Annotated in this window: 19 protein-coding genes and 1 pseudogene; 9 read left to right on the top strand and 11 right to left on the bottom strand. The window is 62.5% G+C overall.

Annotation, left to right across the window (positions count from 1 at the left end; genetic code table 11):
- Positions 1-229: 229 nt before the first annotated feature.
- The 5 genes from V474_RS19145 to V474_RS19125 all read left to right on the top strand — a co-directional run bounded on the left by V474_RS19145 (position 230) and on the right by V474_RS19125 (position 7,599).
- Positions 230-2,572 carry a TonB-dependent receptor gene (locus V474_RS19145; RefSeq protein WP_236711341.1) on the top strand — a complete coding sequence of 781 codons (2,343 nt, stop codon included), beginning with the start codon at positions 230-232 and terminating at the stop codon, positions 2,570-2,572.
- Positions 2,573-2,748: 176 nt separating this feature from the next.
- A complete protein-coding gene (locus V474_RS19140; protein WP_059153014.1) occupies positions 2,749-3,921 on the top strand; it encodes a M24 family metallopeptidase in 1,173 nt (390 codons plus the stop codon).
- Positions 3,911-5,236, top strand: coding sequence for an MFS transporter (locus tag V474_RS19135; RefSeq protein ID WP_059153013.1), 1,326 nt, complete (start codon positions 3,911-3,913; stop codon positions 5,234-5,236). Before V474_RS19140 ends, V474_RS19135 begins: the two co-directional genes overlap by 11 nt.
- Positions 5,237-5,256: 20 nt before the next feature.
- On the top strand, positions 5,257-6,624 hold the full coding sequence (locus tag V474_RS19130; protein WP_059153012.1) for an LLM class flavin-dependent oxidoreductase: 1,368 nt from the start codon (positions 5,257-5,259) through the stop codon (positions 6,622-6,624).
- 33 nt (positions 6,625-6,657) lie between these two features.
- On the top strand, positions 6,658-7,599 hold the full coding sequence (locus tag V474_RS19125; protein WP_059153011.1) for an alpha/beta fold hydrolase: 942 nt from the start codon (positions 6,658-6,660) through the stop codon (positions 7,597-7,599).
- A 9-nt stretch (positions 7,600-7,608) separates the two neighbouring features.
- Here the strand turns inward: V474_RS19125 and V474_RS19120 are convergent, their stop codons facing one another.
- The 4 genes from V474_RS19120 to yczE all read right to left on the bottom strand — a co-directional run bounded on the left by V474_RS19120 (position 7,609) and on the right by yczE (position 12,148).
- Positions 7,609-8,493, bottom strand: a complete 885-nt coding sequence (locus tag V474_RS19120; RefSeq protein WP_269085156.1) for a LysR family transcriptional regulator — start codon at positions 8,491-8,493, stop codon at positions 7,609-7,611.
- A gap of 82 nt (positions 8,494-8,575) precedes the next feature.
- Positions 8,576-9,418, bottom strand: a complete 843-nt coding sequence (locus tag V474_RS19115; protein ID WP_236711339.1) for an alpha/beta fold hydrolase — start codon at positions 9,416-9,418, stop codon at positions 8,576-8,578.
- On the bottom strand, positions 9,418-10,635 hold the full coding sequence (locus tag V474_RS19110) for an MFS transporter (RefSeq protein WP_236711362.1): 1,218 nt from the start codon (positions 10,633-10,635) through the stop codon (positions 9,418-9,420). The genes V474_RS19115 and V474_RS19110 overlap by 1 nt, the downstream gene beginning before the upstream one ends.
- 709 nt (positions 10,636-11,344) lie before the next feature.
- The gene (gene yczE, locus V474_RS19105) at positions 11,345-12,148 is read right to left on the bottom strand and encodes a membrane protein YczE (protein ID WP_456237693.1); all 804 of its coding nucleotides are present in this window, start codon (positions 12,146-12,148) and stop codon (positions 11,345-11,347) included.
- Between yczE and yczR the strand changes: the two genes are divergently transcribed.
- Complete coding sequence (yczR, locus tag V474_RS19100; protein WP_059153008.1) at positions 12,059-13,546, top strand: MocR-like transcription factor YczR; 1,488 nt, start codon at positions 12,059-12,061, stop codon at positions 13,544-13,546. The two genes, yczE and yczR, sit on opposite strands and share 90 nt — an antisense overlap.
- Positions 13,547-13,562: 16 nt before the next feature.
- On the opposite strand, the pseudogene V474_RS25735 reads toward yczR, so the two are convergent.
- The 3 genes and pseudogenes from V474_RS25735 to V474_RS19090 form a co-directional block, all read right to left on the bottom strand.
- Positions 13,563-13,661, bottom strand: a pseudogene (locus V474_RS25735) (IS5 family transposase); the annotation flags it as partial.
- A gap of 50 nt (positions 13,662-13,711) precedes the next feature.
- Complete coding sequence (locus tag V474_RS19095; RefSeq protein ID WP_236711337.1) at positions 13,712-14,497, bottom strand: hypothetical protein; 786 nt, start codon at positions 14,495-14,497, stop codon at positions 13,712-13,714.
- A gap of 330 nt (positions 14,498-14,827) precedes the next feature.
- Positions 14,828-15,856, bottom strand: coding sequence for an IS110 family RNA-guided transposase (locus V474_RS19090; protein ID WP_059153006.1), 1,029 nt, complete (start codon positions 15,854-15,856; stop codon positions 14,828-14,830).
- Between the two features lie 225 nt (positions 15,857-16,081).
- Between V474_RS19090 and V474_RS19085 the strand changes: the two genes are divergently transcribed.
- Genes V474_RS19085 through V474_RS19075 form a run of 3 tightly spaced genes read left to right on the top strand, consistent with a single transcriptional unit; the run spans position 16,082 to position 17,849 of the window.
- Positions 16,082-16,492: a hypothetical protein gene (locus tag V474_RS19085; protein ID WP_148649471.1), complete on the top strand. Its 411-nt coding sequence runs from the start codon at positions 16,082-16,084 to the stop codon at positions 16,490-16,492.
- 30 nt (positions 16,493-16,522) lie between these two features.
- Positions 16,523-17,218 (top strand): lysozyme inhibitor LprI family protein, encoded by a 696-nt coding sequence (locus tag V474_RS19080; protein ID WP_059153004.1) that lies wholly within the window; start codon positions 16,523-16,525, stop codon positions 17,216-17,218.
- A gap of 46 nt (positions 17,219-17,264) precedes the next feature.
- Positions 17,265-17,849, top strand: coding sequence for a hypothetical protein (locus tag V474_RS19075; protein ID WP_059153003.1), 585 nt, complete (start codon positions 17,265-17,267; stop codon positions 17,847-17,849).
- 15 nt (positions 17,850-17,864) lie between these two features.
- Here V474_RS19075 and V474_RS19070 read toward each other — a convergent pair whose 3' ends face one another.
- The 4 genes from V474_RS19070 to V474_RS19055 form a co-directional block, all read right to left on the bottom strand.
- The gene (locus V474_RS19070; RefSeq protein WP_059153002.1) at positions 17,865-18,749 is read right to left on the bottom strand and encodes a DUF6999 family protein; all 885 of its coding nucleotides are present in this window, start codon (positions 18,747-18,749) and stop codon (positions 17,865-17,867) included.
- Positions 18,742-19,419, bottom strand: coding sequence for an iron-containing redox enzyme family protein (locus tag V474_RS19065; protein ID WP_059153001.1), 678 nt, complete (start codon positions 19,417-19,419; stop codon positions 18,742-18,744). Before V474_RS19065 ends, V474_RS19070 begins: the two co-directional genes overlap by 8 nt.
- A complete protein-coding gene (locus V474_RS19060; RefSeq protein ID WP_059153000.1) occupies positions 19,416-20,555 on the bottom strand; it encodes a 3-oxoacyl-[acyl-carrier-protein] synthase III C-terminal domain-containing protein in 1,140 nt (379 codons plus the stop codon). The genes V474_RS19065 and V474_RS19060 overlap by 4 nt, the downstream gene beginning before the upstream one ends.
- Before the next feature lie 114 nt (positions 20,556-20,669).
- Positions 20,670-21,200 (bottom strand): TetR/AcrR family transcriptional regulator, encoded by a 531-nt coding sequence (locus V474_RS19055; RefSeq protein ID WP_236711335.1) that lies wholly within the window; start codon positions 21,198-21,200, stop codon positions 20,670-20,672.
- Between the last annotated feature and the right edge of the window lie 166 nt (positions 21,201-21,366).

The following is a 21,366-nucleotide window of genomic DNA, read 5'->3' as shown; positions in this document are numbered from 1 at the left end:
AATTCTCAAAAAAATAAAACACGAATTATCGCAGGAAGAACGATCTCACACTCAGACCAAATTAATGGTCAGGGATCGAAATGGGGAAGCAATAATGACCAACATTTCGGCGCGTCGCGGCGCCCTTCTAATGTCTTGTGCATCGTTCGCGATAACTGGACTGTCTTCGGCGGCATATGCTCAGGAACAGAGCACCAGTTCAGCCGCCAGTGCACCGGGTGATATCGTCGTGACCGCCCGCAAGCGCGGCGAGGACATCCTCAAGACACCGATCTCGGTCACTGCCCTCTCCGGCCAGGACATGCAGAAGCGCGGCGTACAGTCGATCACCGACCTTGCCTCCTTCACCCCAAGCATGAAGATCGTATCAAGTTCGTCAGGCCGCAACGATCGTTCGTTTCAGCAGGTCATCATTCGCGGCTTCACCCCTTCAAGCGCATCGGTCCAGACCGCGTCGATGTTCATCGACGGCGTCCCGGTTTCCACCGCCACCGCGATCCAGACGATTTCCGATCCCGAGCGTATCGAAGTCCTAAAGGGTCCGCAGAGCGCCTATTTCGGCCGCCAGACCTTTGCCGGTGCGGTCAACGTCGTGACCAAGGCCACCCCGGACCAGCTTGAAGCCAGCTTCTCGGGCATGATAGGCACGCGCGACAACCATGACGTCCAGGCATCCATCGGCGCACCGCTGATCGAAGGCCTCGTCGGCTTCCGCGCTACCGTGCAGGAGACAGCCAAGAGCGGCTCCTGGAAGAACCAGGGTGTCCCCGGACAGACCTTGGGCGACCAGCGCACCCGCGCCGCAACACTGGCAATGACGTTCACGCCTGCTTCGAACCTGAAGGCCAAGGCCTTCGCGATGATTTCGAAGAACAACGATGGTCCGAATGCTACCGGTCTGCTCGCGGCACACGCTGTCACAAATCCCTCGAACGGTGCGGTAATCGTTCCGGATTCTTCGAACTGCGCTTTCGGCAATAACCGCTATTTCTGCGGAACCTTGCCCGGCCTGCCCGCCGGAGCGCCGTCGATGAACACGGTCAACACGCCCTTCATTCAGGACTTCCTCGCCAATCCGCGCGGACGCCTTATCGATCCCGAAGACGGCGTACAGGGTTATGGCCTGCGCAGCCGCTTTTACCACCTGCACTTCAATGTCGATTGGGAAATCGGCAGCGGCGTGACGTTGTCCTCGCTCACCGGCTACAACAACGAGCGCCGCAGCCAGCTTTCGGACCTCGACCTTTACTACAACACCACGGCGCCGAACTCTAATAACGCCGTTGGCACCGCTCCCGGAGCGCCGAGCTACTTCGACTACCCCTACCTTGTCGAGGCGATCAGCAAGGACTTCTCACAGGAACTGCGCGCCAGCTATGACGATGGCGGCCCGTTCACTGCAACCCTGGGCGGGAGCTACCTGAACGCGACATTCCAGGGCGGCGGCGGCGGCAACAACGGCGCGCTGGGTACCAGCCAGTTCAGCGTCGTTTCGGGCAAGACCCGCAATCGCACCTTCGGCGCGTTCTTCGGTCTGGGCTACAAGATCACGCCGGATATCAGCATCAACGTCGACGGTCGCTACCAGATCGACAAGATGTACGCCTATGCGCGTCCGGGTGGACAAACGATCGCCTCGGCCGCCTTTGCAACGCCCGGCTTCTACGAGGAAGGCTCGGTTCTCGCCCAGCAAACCTACAAGAACTTCACTCCGCGCGTAATCGTGAACTACCAGATCACGCCGGATACGATGGTCTACGCATCCTATTCGAAGGGCGTTAATCCGGCGGCTTTCAACACCGTATTCCTTTCGAACCTCAGTCCAGCGGCGCAGGTTCTGGCCGCCGATGCAGGTCTGCGCATCGCGGTGGAGCCGGAAAAGCTCGACAACTTCGAGATCGGGGCGAAGGGCCGCGCATTCAATAATCGCCTGCGCTACGCCGTTGCCGCATACTACGGCATCTGGAACGACCAGCTCAACGCGAACGTCATAACTCTGGTCGATCCGGCAACCAGCGTGGTCTACAACATCCAGGCCCAGCTCAACACCGGCAAGGTCAAGATGTACGGCCTTGAAGGCGACTTCTCTTTCGCGGCCACCGACCGCCTGACGCTTTCGGCCAATGGCTCCTACAACGAAAGCGACATCCGCAGGCTCAGCGCGCCGACAGTGACTGCCCTCACCGGCATCACCGACTTTACCGGCAATCACAATCCGCTGGCGTCACGCTATTCGGGTTCGGTTTCGGCCAACTACACGGTGCCGCTGCGCGGTGACATGGAAGTCTTCGGCCGTGCCGACTTCACGTACAAGTCGGGGGTCTACACCAACGCCTCCAACCTGACCAAGACGCCGGACATGACGCAAGTGAACTTGCGCGCAGGCTTTGGAAACGACCGCTTCACTTTCGAAGGGTTCGTAACCAACCTGTTCAACAACAAGGCCTACCCGGCAGCGATCGACTTCACCTTGCTGGAGCGCACCAACTCCTACCTCTCGCCGTTCTCCGGCGTTGCGGTGGCACTGCGCGACCTGCGCACGTTCGGCGTGCGGTCGACCGTGAAGTTCTGATGAGCACCGGCGCGCGGTGGAGGCTCTCGTCCCCACCGCGCGCAACCTTGGAACTTGCCGCAGGGCGCACGGGGCACGGGGCACGCGGCGGCGCCCACAGCCACGCTGCCTCCAGGCCTTATATCTAGCCGCCGCTTTGCTTCTGCCGCCTGATGCCCCCGATCGGACAAGAAAACATGCTCCTCAACCGAGACCGCGCCGACGCCCTGATGGACCGCGATGACATCGCCGTCGTCGTCGCCTCGACACCAATCAACACCTATTACCTGTCCAGTTGGGCCACCGACGCCAGTTGGGGCTTCGGCGACCTTGCGATGGCCATCCTGCCGCGCGACCATGCGCTCGATGCGGCGGTGTTGACCGTCGAGGTCGACATGGGCCAGCCGCAGCAGGGTCAGGGAACGTGGATGGCGGTGCGCGGCTATGCCCGCAAGCCCGGCATCGGTGCCGGCGGGGTACAGGGCGCGCTCACCGCCGAGGGCCTGCCCCAGAACCATCAGGAAGCGGTCGCCCAGTACTTGCGCGAACTCGGCCTTGACAGGGCCCGCGTCGCCTTCGAAGACCGGGGCCTCGGCCTCGACGTCAGCGCTCTGCTGGGCGATACGATAGAGGTGGTTCCCGCACGCGATCTCCTGCGCGACATTCGCATGGTCAAGACCCCGGCCGAGATGGCCAACATGCGCACCGCCGCCCGCAAGACCGAACTGTCGCTCCAGCTTTCAGCCGAGGCACTGGCCGCCGGCGCCACCTGCGCCGAGGCCGAACGGGTATTCTGGTCCGCCGCTGCTCTGGCTGGCGGACGTCCGGTGTTTCTCTTGATCACCCCCTACCGCCCCGGTTTCGGGCGCCTGCCCAAGAATGCGAAGCTGCAGCAGGGCGACATGGTGACGTTCGACGCCACCGCAGAGTTCGCGCACTACACCAGCGACATCGGCCGCACCGCCGTGATCGGCGAACCTTCGCCCGAACAGCTCAAGCGTTACAATGCCACCCGTCTGGGCTGGCAGGCATCGCTTTCGCATTTTCGTGCAGGCGCGCTGTCGACCGACGTGGAGAAAGCCGTCGTCGCCTCGATCCAGGCGCATGGCAACCCGGAGTTCCGCGCCTGCGGCCTGCATTCGGTCGGGCTTGAACATACCGACCATCCCCATCCCGGCGGCGGCATGCATACCTTCGAACTGGTCGACCGCATGGTTCTGAGCTGCGATCTGCCCTGGATCGGGCCGGAGATCGGCAAGTTTCACTTCGAGGACATCATTTATCTCGACGGCGACACGGCCGAAATCCTCAACGACGCCGACGGCCGCCTGATGGCCTGCATCGACGGGCGTACCGTCCGTGTCGACTGAGCCCGCCGCCCTCCCCTTCCCGCCCGTGCGCCAGACGCTCTGGCCCATGCTCCTGCTGTTCCTTGCCGCCATCTTCTACAGCGTAGACAAGGCCATCGTCGGGGTGCTGGCAGAGCCAATCAAGGGCGATCTTGGCATCGACGACATCCAGATGGGCCTGCTCATGGGCCTCGCCTACTCACTTCTGAGCGGTGTATGCGGTCTGTGGCTCGGCTCACTGGTCGACCGGCATGTGCGCAAGCGCGTGCTGGGCGGCGCCATCATCGTATGGAGCCTGTCGACGGCGCTTGGCGGCTTGGCGCCCAACTTCGCGACATTCTTCGTGTTCCGCGCTCTCGTCGGCCTCGGCGAAGCGGCGGTGGCGCCTGCCGCGATGTCCTTGATCGCCGACATGTTTCCGCCGGACCGGCGCGGCCGTGCGCTCAGTGCGTACCTGATCGGTGCGACCATCGGCACGGCATTGTCATCGGTGATCCCCGGAGCGATCCTGGCAGCGAACCTGCACATCTCCCTGCCCGGCTATGGCCTTGTAATCCCCTGGCGCAGCGCTTTCCTGATGTGCGGCGTCTTCGGTCCGATCGTCGGCCTGGCCTTCCTCACCATTCGCGAGCCGGCGCGCCGTGGGCTTTCCCCGCAGCGCAAGGCACCTGCGCGGGTCGGCGAGAAGCTGGCCTACCTGGTGCGCCAGCGCCGGCTCGTCATCCCGCTATTCGGCGGTTTCTGCCTCTATTATCTCGCGTTCGTGGGTGTCACGTCGTGGACTGCGCCGCTGCTGATGCGTACTTATGGCCTGACCCTTCCCCAGATCGCCAACCTGCTGGGCCTGGGCATGCTGATCGCCGGCATATCGGGCTACGTTCTCGGCGGTTTTGCTGCCGACAGCCGTAAATCCGGGCGGATCGGCCTGATGGCCATGCTGCCGCTGATCGCGCTGCCCACCGCCTTCGCTGGCTATGCACCGGGAGTTGGCCTCGCCATCGCCGCACTGGCTACGATCAGCCTGACCACGCCGATGCTCAACGTCGCCATGAATGCGACCGTGCAGGAAATCGTCCCCAACGACATGCGCGGCTTTTCCTATGCCTTCCTCAGCGTCGTCGCAGCTTTGCCGGCAGGCGCGGGCGGGCCTTTCGCCATTGCCTTCGTCTCGGAGAAGGTACTGGGCGACCCCTCGCGCATTGCGGATTCCTTCGTCTGCGTCGTCCTGCCCTGCCTCGTGCTGGCGGCGGCCTGTTTCGCGGCTGCCGCGCGTGCCTACCGCACCGCCGGGGCGGACAACGAACTGGCCCGCGTCATCGCCGCCAGCCACCTGTGATTTCTTCCGGAGCCATTGCCATGCCCGCCCCCGACCAGATGATCCTCGCCACCTTCATCCATAACAGCGGCGCACATCCCGGCGGGTGGCGCTGGCCCGGCGGGCCGGCCGTCGACCAGCACGACTTCGCGCACTTCGCCCACCTTGCCCAGACCGCTGAACGCGGAAAGATGCACTGCTATTTCTCGGGCGATTCCCAAGGCTTCCCGCATATCTCGGGAAAGGATGCCTTCGCTGCGACCGACTATGCCGGCAAGCTGGAGCCAACGACGCTGCTTGCCGCGCTGGCGGTAGTAACCAAACACATCGGCCTGATCGCCACGGCTTCCACCACCTATAACGAGCCTTACGCGATCGCCCGCCGCTATGCCTCGCTGGACCATATCTCAAAGGGCCGCGCGGGCTGGAATGTCGTCACCTCGGCCAGCGATGGAGAGGCGCGCAATTTCGGGCGCGACCTCAATATGGACCACGATGCACGCTATGCCCGGGCAGAAGAATTCGTCGACGTTTGCAAGAACCTGTGGGATAGCTGGGAAGACGGGGCGATCCTGCGCGACCGCGAGGCGGCGCGCTATTTCGATCCCGCCAAGGTCCACGAACTCGACCACCGGGGCGAGCATTTCACCGTCGCGGGCCCGCTCAACGTGGCGCGGCCGCCGCAGGGTCATCCGATCATCGTTCAGGCAGGCGGATCGGGGCCGGGGCGCGCCCTTGCCGCCCGCACCGCCGACATGATCTTCACTGCCGCCAACTCGCTGGAGGTGGCGAAGGAATTCCGCGACGACATGCGTGCCCGGGCCGCCGCGTTCGGCCGTAATCCCGACCATGTGAAGATCATTCCCTCCGTCCAGCTGATGGTTCGGGCCAGCGAGGCGGAAGCCCGCCGCGCCGATCAGGAACTGCTGGACCTCGTGCCCGAAGCGCTTGCCCTTCGGACGCTCAGCCTGCAACTCGGCGTCGACCTTTCGCACCTCTCGGTCAACGACAGGCTGCCGGACCTGCCGGAAACCAACGGCGGCAAATGGGTGCAGCAATCGATCATGCGCATGGCCCGCGAGGAAGACCTGCCCATCGGCCTGCTCGCCCGCCGCGTCGTCGTATCACGTGCGAGTTTTTCTTACACCGGCACACCCGAACAGGTCGCGGACCTGTGCGAAAACTGGTTCCGTGCGGGCGGCGCAGACGGCTTTTCACTCTCCCCCAATTATCAGCCCGGCGTGCTCGAGGATTTCGTAGACCAGGTCATCCCCATCCTTCAGAAGCGGGGGCTGTTCCGCAACGAATACGAAGGGGATACTTTGCGCGAAAACCTCGGCCTGCCGCGCCCGGCAAATGCATTCGTGACCAATCCCGCGCTGGGGTGCGAACCCCGCATGTGGGCCTGATCGCTCAGGCCAGTCCAGAAAAGGAAAAGCACCATGTTCAGCCGTCGTGACATCGCCAGCGCTATAGGACTTGCAGGCGCGATCAGCGCCCTTCCCGCCATCGCAGCTCAGAAATCGGGCGCCAATGCAAACACCCCACCCATGCCGCCGAAGGGACCATGGACCCGTCAGGCCGACTTGCGCCGCGCGGGCGGCGTGCTCCATTATGCGGTGATCGGCGAACCGGTCGCGGGCAAGCCGCCGGTAGTTCTCCTACACAAGCTGGGAGGTTGGCTGTCGGACTGGCGCTTCGTGGCGCCGCTATTGGCACAAAGCCGTCAGGTCTACGCCTTCGACCTGCCTGGCCACGGTGGTTCGCATTGGGACGGCCCAGCCCCCTACATCCAGTCGCTGGGCGAGACGGCAGCGCTGCTGGTGGGCGCCTTTGATGAACTGGGGTTCGACAAGGTGGACCTGATCGGCACTTCTCTGGGCGGGTGCCTCGCCGTACCGCTGGCCGCTTTCTGGCCGGAACGGATCAACAAGCTGGCGCTGGTATCCTGCGCGCTCGGGCATCGCCGTTCACTGGCGGAGATCAAGGCCGCAGTGGATGACAAGCAGGGCGCGCTGTTCGACAAGAACGGAGATCCGGTTCCCACCCCGCCGGAACTGCTGACTCAGATATTCGGAATCATCAACACGGGCCCGATCAACGCAGAGGGTATCCTCAGCCGCAAGGCCGCCGGCAAGTGGATCCAGCCCTCGGAACGCGGCGTCGCCATTACCGAGATCGCGGGCACCATGAACCGCATCGATGCCCCCACGCTGCTGGTCTACGGCCAGTACGACAAGGCTTACCCCAAATTCCGCCCCGCAGCGGAGGCCGCACTCAAGCACGGCAAGGCCGCGGTAGTGGAGAATTCCGGCGCGTTCGTGATGCAGGACAATCCGCCGGCCACGGCGCGCGTATTGAAGGCGTTTCTCGACGAAGCTTGAACCCGGCGGTCAATCCTGCTTGCGGGCGCACCATTGCCGGATGGTCGCCTTGAGCTGGCGTACGGTGCGCGTCTCGTAGCGGTCCTTGAGCGTGATGAAGCCGAAGGCGGGCGCCGGGATCTCCGAGCCCGCCAAGCGCCGCAGCGCACCGCTCGCCAGTTCCTCGGCGACCGCTTCGCAGGCCACCATGCCGATCATGCCGGAATGAAGGATCATAGCCTTCACGAAGGCGGCCGACGATGCTTTTACCGACTTGTTCTGGCGTGAATATCCGAACTGCTGCAGGTTATTCGCGACATCGTCGTTGTCGAGCGGGTCGACCTTTTCATAGGCCCTGACGTGGGCCCATACAAAGTCGGTCCCGCGCGCGATCTCGGCCTGCGTCATGCTGAAAACCGGGTGTTCGGGCGTGGCGACGACAGCATATTCGCGCTTGAACAGCGGTTCGAAATCCAGCGTCTCGCTGGCGTAGCCTTCGGGCAGGCCGCAAAATGCGAAGTCCAGTTCCCCCGCCGAAAGCAGATCGAGCAGCTGCGTGGTGTAGCCTTCACGCACCCACATATCGACTTGGCCGCTCTGATCCACGAACTGGCGCATGGCGCGGCTCATCATGTCGTTCATGAAGATCGGGTGGACGCCCACCACTACTTTCGGCACGCGGTTCGCCTCCACCAGATCGCTGATGATCCGTTGCTCCTCCATCAGCATGAGCCGGGCGCGCTGGACCAGTTTCTCACACATCTCGGTCGGCCGCACTCCGTTCGGTCCCCGCTCGAAAAGGCTGGTGTTGAACTCCTCTTCCAGGTGCCGGATGCTGAGCGTAAGCGCCGGCTGGGTGATGCCCACCGCTTTGGATGCCTTACGAAGGCTCCCGCTTTCGTAGATTGCAATCACCCGCTTTAGCTGCACAAGATTCACAGGGTGTTCTGCTCCTTGACGAAAGGTAGGGCGCAATGTGTCAGGTTCGTGCCCCTGCTCAAGTGTCTATTGCAGCAGGTCCGTTCAGGAACGCGTCGATTTCGGCCACCACGCGCGACGTTTCCAGTTTGAGAACCCCGTGACTGACACCTTCGATGTCCACGCGCCTTCCGTCGGGGAAACGGTGAGCATTCGCGAGGGTTGGCGCCCACAAGTCGTCCTGCGGATTCATCACCAGCACCGGCTGAGAGACCTGCGCCATGGCCCCAAGGAAGTCGTAGCGGTAAACCGAAATGTAACCCCAGGGCATCCGCGCGCCGAGCCGCAGGCATTCGGCCATGCTGACGTGGCGCTCCTCGTAGGATATGCGCGGGTCGCTGAGATGCCCGATGATCGCCCAGAGCTTCTCGACATGCTGCAAGTCAGGTCCCGGCGGAGGGAATGCACCAAGCAGATTGGCCAGCTTGGCCTCGCGCTGTTCGGCGGGATACGCGGCTAACCCGAAGACGACGGCGCGGCGCACGGTGTCGGGCAGGCTGCGCGCCAACTGCGTCGCGATAAGCGATCCGGTGTGAAAGCCCATGACATCGAACCGGCCTGGCGCGATCAGGCCTTGCCCAGCCATGTCGGCCATGAACCGCGCCATGATCTCGGCGAAATCCTCTATGCTTGCAGGTTCCGGCGGCGCATCGCTCATGCCGTAGCCGGGTGTATCTACTGCGATCACTGTGCGCCGGGCGGCCAGCGGTTCCATCACCGGCAGCCAATCGCCGCTGTTGCTCGGCGTCTGGTGCAGGCATAACAGCGGCGGCAGGGGATCAGGCGTTTCACACGCGGCAACGCGGTAGTGGAGTTGGCCGAAGCGGCTGGCGGTATAGCCGCGCAGAATATTGGGCATCATCAGTTCCGTTCATCAGAAGAAATGGATGCAGCCGCGCGAAAGGCGAGCAGTGCTGCAACGATGAAAGCGCTAACTCCGACCACTGCCATCGAGCGCCCGACCGCCAAGGGCGAAGCAAAAACGGATTCAGTCAGCCATGCCACCGCCAGGGGGCCAAGCGAGCCGCCAATGACGGTCATCACAAATGCATAGAGCGCGACCGCAAATCCCCGCACCTTGGTCGGCGCGATCTCGGAAATGACGGAAAGCATCGTCGTCCCGTAAATGGCGCTGACCAGCATGACCTCACCCAGCATGGCCATCGCCACTGAACCGCTTCCGGCGAGCGCTGGAAGGCTGCAGGGAATGCCCGCCAAGGCAAGTAAACCGGCCAGCCGCATACGTCCCGCCGCGCCCGACCGCGCGCCGACCCGATCGACCAAGATACCGGCCACGACCGCGCCGATGACCGACCAGGCGATCTGGCTGGTACCAAGTCCCTGTCCGGCGATGCCCACCTGATACCCGAAGGCACGGGTCAGGAATACGGCACCCCACCCGGTGGCAACCGACCCACCCATCGCAAACAGCGCCAGTGAGCCGTAAAGCGGCAGGAACGTCGCCTTTCGGGCTTTCAGGAGCCCAAGCCCCTGAACAAAGGAAAGCTTGAGTTCCGCTTCTCCCGCAGAAGCCTGCTCTACACGGCGCGCAGGCTCGCGCAGCAGGAACAGCAGCACGACAATGAGCAGACCGAAGGCGCCCACCAGTGTGAAGGCAATGCGCCACGGTGCAAGCAGACCGATCACCGGGAGCGCGGCGAAGGCCCCTTTGGGAGCCATGTCGAGAATTACGCCGCTGACAAGCGAACCAAGCCCATAGGCAATCATGCTGCCAAAGACATAGAGCGCCATCGGCTTGCCGCGTCGATGCGGCGGAAACAGGTCGCTGATCATCGTCACCGCGCAAGGCCCGAGCACCGCTTCGCCTACTCCGATGAACAGGCGCGATGCGAACATCGAACCGAACCCTTGCGCAAACCCTCCCGCAATGGTCGCGGCGCTCCACACCATGATGCCGGCAATGAGAAGCCGGCGCCGATTCACCACATCCGCGAACGCCCCCAGAGGCAAGCCCACCGTGACGTAGAAGATCGAAAAGGCAAATCCCTGCAACAGAGCGATCTGCATCTCGCTGATCGCAAGGTCCTGCCGCACCGGATCGATGACCAATGCCAGCATCCCCCGGTCAACCGTGGACACGATCTGCGCCGCAAACAGGGTGGCAACGGTAATCCATGCACCGACGGGGCCAATTGCCCTACGCAGTTCGGGCTCCTTGGATTGCATCATCAATTATTGCTCGCGTTGGACCAGAAGATCCCAATGCCTACGCGATCCATCAGGAAGGTCACCGTTCACAGGGTGATTATCCACCCTGTGACAAAAGTGGTGAAACCAAAAATCGTTTATCACCCCCGGCAGCCGGCGCCTCGACTATGCCTGGTTCAGGTAACCATAAATGCAACGCTTGAACAAAACCACGGGACTATAGGGGCGGCGGCCCGCCCCAGCAGCCTCGACAGCGGCAAAGCCAAGGTCTCCAAGCTCGAGCGCAGCGACAAAGGCATCCACAGCCGAACCGGATTATCCTCTGCGATCCAGTCATAGACACACGGCGGAAAAAGTGCCGTTTAGCTATGCACCGTCGATGAAGCGACCCATATGCCCCTTCAGACTTTCAAGCCATCAAAGCACATCTATCGCGTTTTCACACAGTCTGGACCAGGGCTGGTGCGTTAACGCTGCCCCGGTGAATGTCCGATCATGACAAAAGCTGCCTACTGTTGATACCCTACTGCGTGCAGGATGATTTGTCAGCATTGTGCTCGATCGTTTCGGCGGCAGCGCGATGCGGACTGGCTGAAGCCGATGTTTGCGCGCCGCGAATTTACGGTGCCTCGCTGCTGCTTTCGGCTCGCCTGAAGAACCCCCATCGGTTCAGGTTGCGGCACTGGCCATTCGCATTGCGGTCCAGGGTGAAGAAGGGCAGCGCATGATGCACGACCCACCCGATCGTTAGCGCGTAGAGCACCGTGCCGACGCCCATCGTGCCGCCCATCAGCCACCCCACCGCGAGGACGCTCAATTCGATCGCCGTCCGTACAATCTTGATCGGCCAGCCGGTGCGACTTGCGATCCCGGTCATCAGACCGTCGCGCGGCCCGGCGCCCAGCCCAGCGCCGATATAGGCCCCCCCGGCAATGCCGTTGAGCGCGATCCCGGCGATCAGGAAAGCGAAGCGCGCTCCATAACCGCCGGGCATGGGCAGAAGGGGCAGCGACAGGTCGACCACGGTGCCGATGACGATGATGTTCAGCACCGTCCCGATGCCGGGGCGCTGACGGAGCGGTATCCACAGCAGCAGCACGATCAGCCCGAGCACGTTGACGGTCATGCCGAAGCTCAGAGCAAGGCGCGGCGCGAGCCCTTGATGCAGCACGTCCCAAGGGTCGAGGCCGAGATTGGCTTGCAGCATCAAGGCCATTGAGATGCCGTAAAGGGCCAGGCCCCAGAGAAGTTGGAAAAGGCGGCGTGTCATCATAAAGGACGAATACGGGAAAGAGGCATTGTTTTTGATGGCCAATCGAAAGATATTGGCCTTATGACGATCAGCGCCCTCAGCCCCATCTCGCTTGCCCGCCAACTCGGCGCTTGGCGCGGCGCCACTGGGGGCGGTGCCGCCTACCGGCAACTCGCGCGCGCCATTCGGCTGTTGATCGCCGATGGCAGGATCGGCCTGGGTGTGCGGATCGGCGGAGAGCGCGATCTGGCCCAGGCGCTTGGGATGAGCCGCACCACTGTCAGCGCGGCGTTCGATCTGCTCCGCGACGAAGGGTATCTCGTGACCCGCCAAGGTTCGGGCAGCGTGACCCGCTTGCCGGGCGTCGCCCTGCGCGGCGGGAGCGGCACAGCAGACATCGGTGAATTTGACGATGCCGACGACGCCCGGCACGACATCATCGACTGGACCAAGGCGGCGCTGCCCGCGCCGCCGACGATCTGGCACGCCTACGAACAGGCGCTGGGCCAGATGCCGGCGTTCCTGTCCGGTATCGGTTATGAAGTATTTGGCATCCGGCGGCTGCGCGTTGCGATCGCTGCGGATTATGCCGCGCGCGGTTGCCCGACGACGCCGGATCAAATCTTCGTAACCAGTGGCGCGCAACACGGGCTGTCCTTGCTGCTGCATCTGCTTGCCGGTCCGGGCGATCGCATCGTCGTCGATCATCCGACCTATCACAATGCGATCGCCGCGATCCTGAGGCACAGCTGCGTCGCGGTGCCGGTCGGACTTCCTATCCAAGGCTGGGATATCGACGCATTCCACGCCGCGTTTCGTCAGACAAGCCCGCGGTTCGCCTATATCCTCGCCGATTTTCATAACCCAACCGGCCGATTGATGGACGCGGATACGCGCGCCAAACTGGTCCGCGCGGCACGCGACACCCATACACCGCTTGTCGTCGACGAAACGATGACGAACATCGCGCTCGACGTATCCGCACCGCCATCCGTGGCGGCGTACGACCCGGAGGGCGAAATGGTAATCAGTCTCGGATCTGCCAGCAAGCGCTTCTGGGGCGGTCTGCGGATTGGCTGGATCCGCGCCGCCCCGCAGACGATTGTCGCGCTAAGCCGCCTGCGCGAGACGCTCGACATGGCGACGCCGGTTTTGGAGCAACTGGCTGTCGCAGCACTGCTCGAAAACAGTCCTCGGGACGACATGGCCACCTGGAGCGATGTCCGTGCACGTCGCGACCAACTGATCGCGCGGCTTGAGAGCGCGCTGCCGCATTGGCGCGTGTCGGTGCCGCCAGGCGGGTTCATGCTTTGGGCGGAAATGCCGCGCCCCGAGGCCTCGGCTCTGGCAGCGATGGCGCGGTGCCTGTCACTACGCATCACGCCGGGACCGCGCTTTGGGGTCAATGGCGCGTTCGAACGCTTTATCCGCCTGCCTTTCACGCTTCCAGAGACGGCGCTCGACCGCGCAGTCGACCGTCTGATCATGGCGGAGGCACATCTCCGGTCGGCAGGGGCGCGTATACCGGACCGAGCAGCCTGGGACCTTGAGGCGGAGCGCGTAATCTAGGCTCAGGATTCAGTGATTACAGCCAGAAGAGTACGGTGGCAGCGAGAGCAACGGCGGAGAAGAAAACTGTGGGGCAGTGGTCGTAGCGGGTTGCGACGCGGCGCAGGTCCTTCAGGAGGCTGACGTGCCGTGAACCAGCAAAGCCCGGCGCTGCGCCCCTCTTATTCAGAACCTTGGCGGCGGCGATGGTACGCGCATCACGGGATTGGTCGCGAAATAGGGACCGGCCATCGTGCCGCCCGCACCGCATGCCTTTCCGGCGCCACTGCTTTCATGGCGGACCCACATCACGCTATCGCGCTTCGTAAGGATGACATGCTCGCCGGAACTCACCTCGGCGCTGATGGTGTCGCCCGTCCGGATGCCGACACCCGAAAACTCGCAACTCCAGCGTTGATATTCGGTGTCGGCCGGATTGAGGCTGATTTCGACATGTGTCGCATCGATAGCCCGCATCTCCAGGTTGCCTGCGGCGGAGATCCACGTGCCCGACATCAGGTCCGTATCCCTGTTAACATGGTCGAGCGCGAACAGGCGGGCCTGAAGCGCCTGGTGCAGGGCGATCCTATCTTTCACATCATTGCCGGGCATGAACGAAAGTTGCGAGCGCAGCGCGCGCCGAAACCGGGCCTGATCCTGCCTCAGTGCCTTTTGCGTGGCAGGCTCCCCCCCTCGCGCGAGGGTGTCGACCTGCCTGTCGATTTGCTCCTGCAACTGCCTGTCTTCGGGGCTGTCGGCGATCATGTGTTCAACCACGTGGACCTGCGTGGTGCAGACCTTTGGGTCGGCAGGGCAAACCTGACCGGGCGTTCCCGCCTGCGCCAGCGAGGTCAGCACGGCGGTCATGACCAAGACATCCATTACCTTGACTCCTTCGATGATCGCCTGACCTCGGTGAGAAAATGCCCCCATCCGCGAACGCACGATGAGGCATATTTCACCATCGTTCAATATTTTTCTGATCAGTGTATTTTTATGGCCGCACCTGCCGCACCCCTACGGTGAACAGTGCCGCCCAAAAAACGTATGGCCCGCCCCGTCCGCAAGAGTTTTTATTCGACTGGCAACTGACTGGTCTGCATCAACGTATACGGCATAACGGCTGGGCCGTTGCCAAGATGGAGAGCCGCACGTCCCTGGCCTCATAAAAGTCACGGCATCAAGTGCCATTTTTTTGGTCAGGCTGTTGGGACGTCGGTGAACCGTCAGGCCATCTTCAAAATTCCTCCCGCAGACATTCCGTGGATCACCAAACAGGTCGTCTGCCGGTGATCGATTGCATCAAGCGACTATCGCCGGTTTAAGAGAAAACACGGCCTTGTGCCTGATCAGCGCCCAGACGATCCGAGCCATTTTGTTGGCCAGCGCCACAACGACCGCGTTGCGATGTCGCCTTGCGAGCAGATCACGTAACCATTGCCCCAATGCTGAGTCGGTTTTCTCCAGAGTGGGCAGCGCGGCTCTCGCGCCGTGGATCAATAGCGTCCGCAAATACGTGTTCCCACGCTTGCTGATACCAAGCAACCTGGGTCTGCCACCGGTGGTGTGCTGCCTGGGCACCAGACCTAGCCAGGCGCCAAAATCTCTCGCGTGGTCGAAGCCTTCGGCGTTTCCGGCCGCGGCCAGTAGCGCCGTCGCGTTAAGCGCGCCAATCCCCGGGATCGAGGTCAGTCGTCGCGCAGTTTCGTCGGCACGAGCAAGTGCAACAAACTCTGTGTCGAGATTGCCTATCCGGGCGTCCAGACCTAACCATTCTTCGCGCATGTCGACCACGAGCTGCCGCACACGTCCTTCGGGCAAACGCTCAGGATCGTTGAGCAGCCCTTCAATAGCCTGTTCGAACTTGCGTCGCCCTTGAGGCGCAGTCATGCCCCGTTCGAGCAGCACAGCCCGGAGCTGGTTGATCAGGCTTGTGCGAGCGCCCACGAGACGGGAGCGCACCCGGTGCAGCGATTGAATATCAAGCTGCTCCTGCGTCTTGAGGTCGACAAAGCGCATCGTCGGACGCGTCGCCGCTTCCGCTATCGCTTCAGCGTCTCGATCGTCATTTTTCTGCGCTTTCACGTAGGGGCGCACATACTCCGGCGCCATCAGCTTGACCGTGTGGCCCTGAGACGACAGCAGCCGGCCGAGATAGTGCGCTCCGCAGCATGCCTCCATCGCGATCGTACAATGGGGTTGCTTTGCCGCAAAACTTACAATCGTCGCCGGCTGCATCCGACGCCGCAAAACCACCGCGCCGCTCTCATCCAGTCCGGCAAGGCTGCAGCTGTTCTTGCCTAAATCGATTCCGATCATCACAATAGTCATGGCTCGTTCCTCCTCTATTCAAGCACCGGCATTGTAACCGATGTCGGGAGAGTTGGGGCGGGCCATTCCATAAAAATCGGCATTGTTCATTTTTAATTGATCGTCGTAGAATTTTCTGTCTAAATCGGATTGCGAGGACTTCCAGCAAAGCTGAAAGCCGGGTGACTACGATATGAAGGTGCTCCGATTATGTCGTCTCTAGATGGTCGCTGGATGGTCCGATTCATGTCGGTCATGGGCCTGATGGCCTGTTCATCCACTGCGCTCGCCCAAACCTGTCCAGTGAACATGACTTTGGTGACGGCCCAAATCTCTCGGCTCGAAACATCGTATGGCGACACATTGTCGGACATAAGCTGCGACGCGCCGACGATCCCGGCCCAGCGCATCCTGTGCGGCGAAGTCGGGGGGAATGACGACCAGCTTTGGACGATGTCACGCCTGGACGACCTGGCATTTGCCTATGCCTATGAAAATGCAACGAAGACCGAATTTGATCCGGACAATACGCCGCGCGATGCAGCTTTCATTGCCCGGCGGGACGCCTGCAAGGATCAAACCTGCCTGTGCGAAGCTTTGATAGCGCACAGCAATGCCAGCCTTGGCGGCCTCTCTCCCTACACGCATCGACAATAGACCTGTTCGCGAAAAAGGGATTACCTGACCATGCCTCACGTTCATTTTGGCGCCTTCGCCGTTTTCTCTGCCGGCCTCGTTGCGTTGACCAGCGTCCCAGTATCCGCAGCCGACCCGGAGCGGAATGGTCCGTCTTTCGATTGCAGCAAGGCATCATCAGGCGTCGAGAAGGCGATCTGTGCCAGCAAACCCCTGTCATCGCTCGATGGCCAGATCGGCATGCGCTATGGAGCGCTGCGTAAAGGGCTGGACAAGGCATCGGCGGAAAAGCTGAAGCAGGACCAGCAGTGGTTCATCGCCACGCGCAACGCCGGATTTGCCGACGGAGAGGATCGCGCCAAGATCCTGCTCGATCGGCTGCACTTCCTCAACGCGATCAGCTGGTCCACGCCTGCAGGCGTCGAAGGCGTCTGGCGCAATCTGGCTGGCGAAATTACGGTGTCCCGTGGCGCCAACGGGCAGTTGTCCTTCAACGCGAACGCGGCTGAACCGTCGCAGGGCCGCTGGGTCTGCGAAGCGGAAGGGAAACTGCGTGCCATCGGCGCATCGCATTGGAAGGAAGCAACCGATGATCCCGCCGGGCAGCTTGATTTCACGCGGTCCGGGGTAACGCTCGATGTGTCGGACGCAGAGGGAAAAAGTAGCCCCAACTGCGGTCTTAATGGCTCGCTGGGAGGCAGCTATTTCCGCACCGGTGCCGCCACTTCTTTGCCAGCCAGAAAATAGCAGCAAGGCGAGTCGCGGAAGCAGACGTTGATAGGAAGGAAATACGATGAAAGTTGTTGCTTTGACGGCTCTGATACTCGTGGGGCTTGCAGCTTGCGGACAGGCTGCGGATTCACGTGGTGAACAGGTTGGCGGCAAAAAGGTAGCCGCAGGAGCGAGCGAGAAGCAAGCGGCGCCCAGCACTGCTGCTCCTACCGCGCGGCCCACCCGAAGCGACCGCGTCGACCTGACAGGTTATATAGGCAAATATCCATTCGACGTGGTTGACGGACACCGCTTTCTCGACAGTCCTGCAGTGAAGGCTGCTATCGCCGCCGCTGTGCCCGACGCCAAGGAGCGCGCTGTCGTCAAGTTCGAGAAAGGCTACCTTGGCGTGCCGATCGTATCCGTCAAAGGCGGCCGCATTCTCATCTGGGGCGGCGCCAACCATGCCGAGGACCACTACAACTGGTCGGTCGTCCTCGCCCCTGATGGATCAAAACCGGAAGTCTGCATCTATGATGGGCTTGGCTATGATGGCGACTTCCAGTCGTCGCAATGGTTCGAACCCGGCCAGCCGAGCATCATGAAACAGGGCAAATGCCCTTCGGACGCCGAAGACTACCCAGCAGCGGATATCGCAGCGGGATAAACGCATTTCATCCAATCAAGCCGATTGCCGCCGCTTCATGTGCACCAGGAAGCCGTGCAGCAGTTCGGTGGACAGGCCGTGCAGCATAAGCCGAAATCCCGCGCGCAGGGTGGAGTGCGGCACCAGCGGGTGGCCGTTGACGATCATCGCGAGATGCTTTTCCTCTCCGGTCAGGCGCGCGGCGTAAAGGCCGATCGTCTCGTCCAGCTGCAGCGAATTGGTGGCCCGCCAGAAGTCGCGGTCGGTCAGGAACATCGCATAGGCGGGGGTATAGCACTCGATGGCGGTCTGCAGGTCGATCACGTTGAAACGACCGCGCGGCAGTTCCTCCAGTTCGACATCTTCGGTGATAGCGGAAAAGTCGATCCGCTCGACCTTGTCGATGTCCTTGTCGCGCCGGTCCAGTTCGGCATTCAGGCCGATCAGGTAGTTGTAGATGTTGAGGTCGTGATTGAGGAACAGGTTCGCTCGCACGTCGTCGATCCGGCGCGGGGTCATCGGCTCCAGCGGCGGGTGAAAGCCCGGTGTCGCATTGTCCGAGATAAAGCGCAGGACCTGCGCGCCCAGATGAAAATGCCTCAGGATCAGCCTGTTGGCATCGGGAGTGAGGAAGTGCTTCATCCCGAAGGCAATGCTGGCATGCAGGAAGCGCGGCGCATGTGGCCAGCGCGGCGTCACGGTATGAACCAGTTGCGCGATGACGATCCACAACCGCGCGAAGGGGCGCACGATCGGCAGCAGGAACTGGCGGCTGCGCGAACGCTGGTCGCGGATCAGCGCGGCCTTGGCGGCAGGCGCGATCGGCAGCGAACGGTCCATCCACAGCGCCAGCCACGGATCGGGATCGCTGCGATCCCAGTCGTCCAGACCTGGAATCCCGGACCCTTGGGTTTCAGACATTGTCCAGCTCTTCCAGTTGCAGGCGGTAGAGCCGCGCCACGATCCGGGCATGGCGCACCACGGACGTCGCGGTGACCGCATCGGTGACCACCATCGCCAGCGCGCGGTCGAACATCGCCAGGTGATCCTCGTCGTTCTCGCCGTGATAGGCAAGGAAGCTGACGGCATCCTCCCCCAGCGCCAGTTGCGCGCGGATCGCTTCGGCCCACGGGCCGGCCATGCGGTTGCCCAGCCCCTCGATCACGAACATCGCGCCGAGCATTCCCACCGGGTTCGCCTGCGATGCTGCGTGGAACATGAAGGCCGACAACGCTTCGGACCCGATGTTCTTGACCCCGCCCCGGATCGCCTCGCGCTTACCCCCGGCGGCGACATAGTTGTCCTCAAGCATGCTATAGTCGCGGTGCTCGGCTGCGGCGTGGCGGATGAACAGCGAGCGCAGTTCCTCGTGCTCCAGATGGGAGGCCGCGCGGCTGATCCAGCGGCCACCATCCACCACCTGCTGACGCAAGTTGAACAGCAGGCTGCGGTAGTCCTCGATCCGCAGCCGCCCCGAAAGCAGGCGCGCGATCACCGGGACCTGGGCGAGCCCGCTCTCGAACTCGATCCACACGCGGGCAAGGCCGCGATGCGCAGACTCAAGATGCGTGGCTTTCAGTACCTCGGTCATGCTTCTTCTCCGTCCACGACGGTCATCATCGCATAGGCCATAACGCATTGGCCGCTCTCGGGCACGGCGCACAGCACCTTCTGGCCCGCTGTCAGCTGGCCGGAGCGCAGCAGATCGTCGAGCAGCAGGAACAGCGAGGCCGCGCCGACATTGCCCTTTTCATACAGGTTGGTGAACCAGCGCTCCTCGGGGATCAGACACCCGGCCTTTCGAGCCTGCGCCACCATCTCGTCCCGCAGGCTGCGAGCGGAGAAGTGGCACAGGAAATGGTCCACTCCCGTGGGATCGACCCGGCCTTCGTCGACCAGCCGCATCAGCTCGCCCAGCCAAACCGGCAGCATGCGGTGCAGCGCCTCGACATCCTGCCGCAACTGAAAGGCACCAGCCTGCGCGGCCTCGGCAATGGTGGGAAAATGGCTCCACGGGATCAGCCCGCCCTGCCCGTCCGCCACCCCGCCGCCGGTCATGCACGGCGCGAAGCGGTCGGCGAAAGAGCGCAGCGAGATCCAGTCGATCCGCAGCGACAGCCCGTGCGGGGCCGGACTGTCCTCCACCAGCACCCCGGCGGCGCCGTCACTCAGCGTCCAGCGCAGGAACTCGGCATCGCCCGGCAGGGTGCCATCAGTATTCATCGCGGCGGTGCCGTGATAATGCCCGGGGCGGAAATAACGGCTGGAAAACTCCGCCCCCACCGCCAGTGCGGCGGCGTGTTCTCCGGCGGAGACCTGCAACGCGGCGGACTTGAGCGCCATCATGGCGCTGGCGCAAACGCTTTGCAGACTGGCGATTTCCAGCGGCGGCAGGCCGGAAGCGGCGTGCAATCCGCTGGCGAGCCCCGGCACCATCAGGTCATTCTGCGTGGTCGCGGTGGCGAGGTATCCCACCTCGCGCCGGTCGAGCCCGGAACGCCCGAACAGGTCGTCGAGCGCCGCCGCGCCCAGCTTGGCCAGCGTCCAGTCGGTGGTGCCGTCGGAACGCATGGCATAGTGCCGGCTGCGGATGCCGTTGCGGCGCAGCGTCAGCCTGCCGAGCCGCTCCGCCTGCGGCGAAAGACGGCCGATATAATCCACCATCGCGGCGTTGGAGACCGGCTCTCCGGGAAGAAACTGCCCCGATCCGGTAACATAGGCACGCATTGAAAACGCTCCCGAAGTCTTGGACGAATCATCGGAAGCCCAACGATGGCAAAATTTTGATCGGTGTTCAATATAATTCTGGACGGCGATCAATTCTGCCGTCCACTCAGCCTCTCAACAGCTTCCGCGTGTCGCCGTCAGGCTTTCGCGCACGCGGGCGAGCGCCATGGCCATCGGTTCCTTTTCACCCATCAGCGCGAACGAACCATTGATGTCAAACATGCAATGGCCGTGCACCGTGGCAACCAGCGAGCGAGCCAAGCGCGGCGCCTCCACCTGGCATTCGGGCGAGAGCACGGCGCGTACTTCCTCCACTACGACATCGGTCAGCTGCCCGCGCAGCAGATCGTGCTCGGGCGGCATTGTCACGTCGGGCGGCAGGTGGTGATCATAGATCGCCATCCACGCATTGCGATTGCCACGGGCGAAGCCGAAATACCCCTCCACCAGAGCACGGATACGGTCGTCTCCGCTCTTGCTCAGCGCCTCGCGGATGTAATCCGTCCATAGCACGAAAGTGCGCGTGTTGATGGCAATGATAAGCTGATCGTAAGTGCCGAACACATTGTACAGCGTACCGATCGAATACCCGATCCGCTTGGCGACTTCCCTTGCCGAAAACCGCGCGAATCCGACGTCCGCCATATGCTTGTGGCCCTCGACGATGAGCATGTGTTCCAGCTCTTTTCGGCTGTGATCTGATCTGCGGCCCATAGACGTTCACCATACCGCACTGCCTCAAAATGTACAGCGTCGAATTTTAATTGATCGTCGATCAATTAAAAGGTGCGCCTTTGGCCAGAATCAATGG

Origin of the sequence: Novosphingobium barchaimii LL02, from assembly GCF_001046635.1 — a bacterium.
GTDB lineage: Bacteria > Pseudomonadota > Alphaproteobacteria > Sphingomonadales > Sphingomonadaceae > Novosphingobium > Novosphingobium barchaimii.
This window is presented reverse-complemented; position numbering and strand designations above follow the sequence as displayed.

Excerpts from the sequence above, each read along its gene's own strand:
- V474_RS19140 (WP_059153014.1), top strand. The coding sequence starts at position 2,749 with ATGCTCCTCAACCGAGACCGCGCCGACGCCCTGATGGACCGCGATGAC.
- V474_RS19130 (WP_059153012.1), top strand. The coding sequence starts at position 5,257 with ATGCCCGCCCCCGACCAGATGATCCTCGCCACCTTCATCCATAACAGC.
- V474_RS19125 (WP_059153011.1), top strand. The coding sequence starts at position 6,658 with ATGTTCAGCCGTCGTGACATCGCCAGCGCTATAGGACTTGCAGGCGCG.
- V474_RS19115 (WP_236711339.1), bottom strand. The coding sequence starts at position 9,418 with ATGATGCCCAATATTCTGCGCGGCTATACCGCCAGCCGCTTCGGCCAA.
- V474_RS19110 (WP_236711362.1), bottom strand. The coding sequence starts at position 10,635 with ATGCTGGCATTGGTCATCGATCCGGTGCGGCAGGACCTTGCGATCAGC.
- yczR (WP_059153008.1), top strand. The coding sequence starts at position 12,059 with ATGACGATCAGCGCCCTCAGCCCCATCTCGCTTGCCCGCCAACTCGGC.
- V474_RS19090 (WP_059153006.1), bottom strand. The coding sequence starts at position 15,856 with ATGACTATTGTGATGATCGGAATCGATTTAGGCAAGAACAGCTGCAGC.
- V474_RS19085 (WP_148649471.1), top strand. The coding sequence starts at position 16,082 with ATGTCGGTCATGGGCCTGATGGCCTGTTCATCCACTGCGCTCGCCCAA.
- V474_RS19080 (WP_059153004.1), top strand. The coding sequence starts at position 16,523 with ATGCCTCACGTTCATTTTGGCGCCTTCGCCGTTTTCTCTGCCGGCCTC.
- V474_RS19075 (WP_059153003.1), top strand. The coding sequence starts at position 17,265 with ATGAAAGTTGTTGCTTTGACGGCTCTGATACTCGTGGGGCTTGCAGCT.
- V474_RS19070 (WP_059153002.1), bottom strand. The coding sequence starts at position 18,749 with ATGTCTGAAACCCAAGGGTCCGGGATTCCAGGTCTGGACGACTGGGAT.
- V474_RS19065 (WP_059153001.1), bottom strand. The coding sequence starts at position 19,419 with ATGACCGAGGTACTGAAAGCCACGCATCTTGAGTCTGCGCATCGCGGC.
- V474_RS19060 (WP_059153000.1), bottom strand. The coding sequence starts at position 20,555 with ATGCGTGCCTATGTTACCGGATCGGGGCAGTTTCTTCCCGGAGAGCCG.
- V474_RS19055 (WP_236711335.1), bottom strand. The coding sequence starts at position 21,200 with ATGGCGGACGTCGGATTCGCGCGGTTTTCGGCAAGGGAAGTCGCCAAG.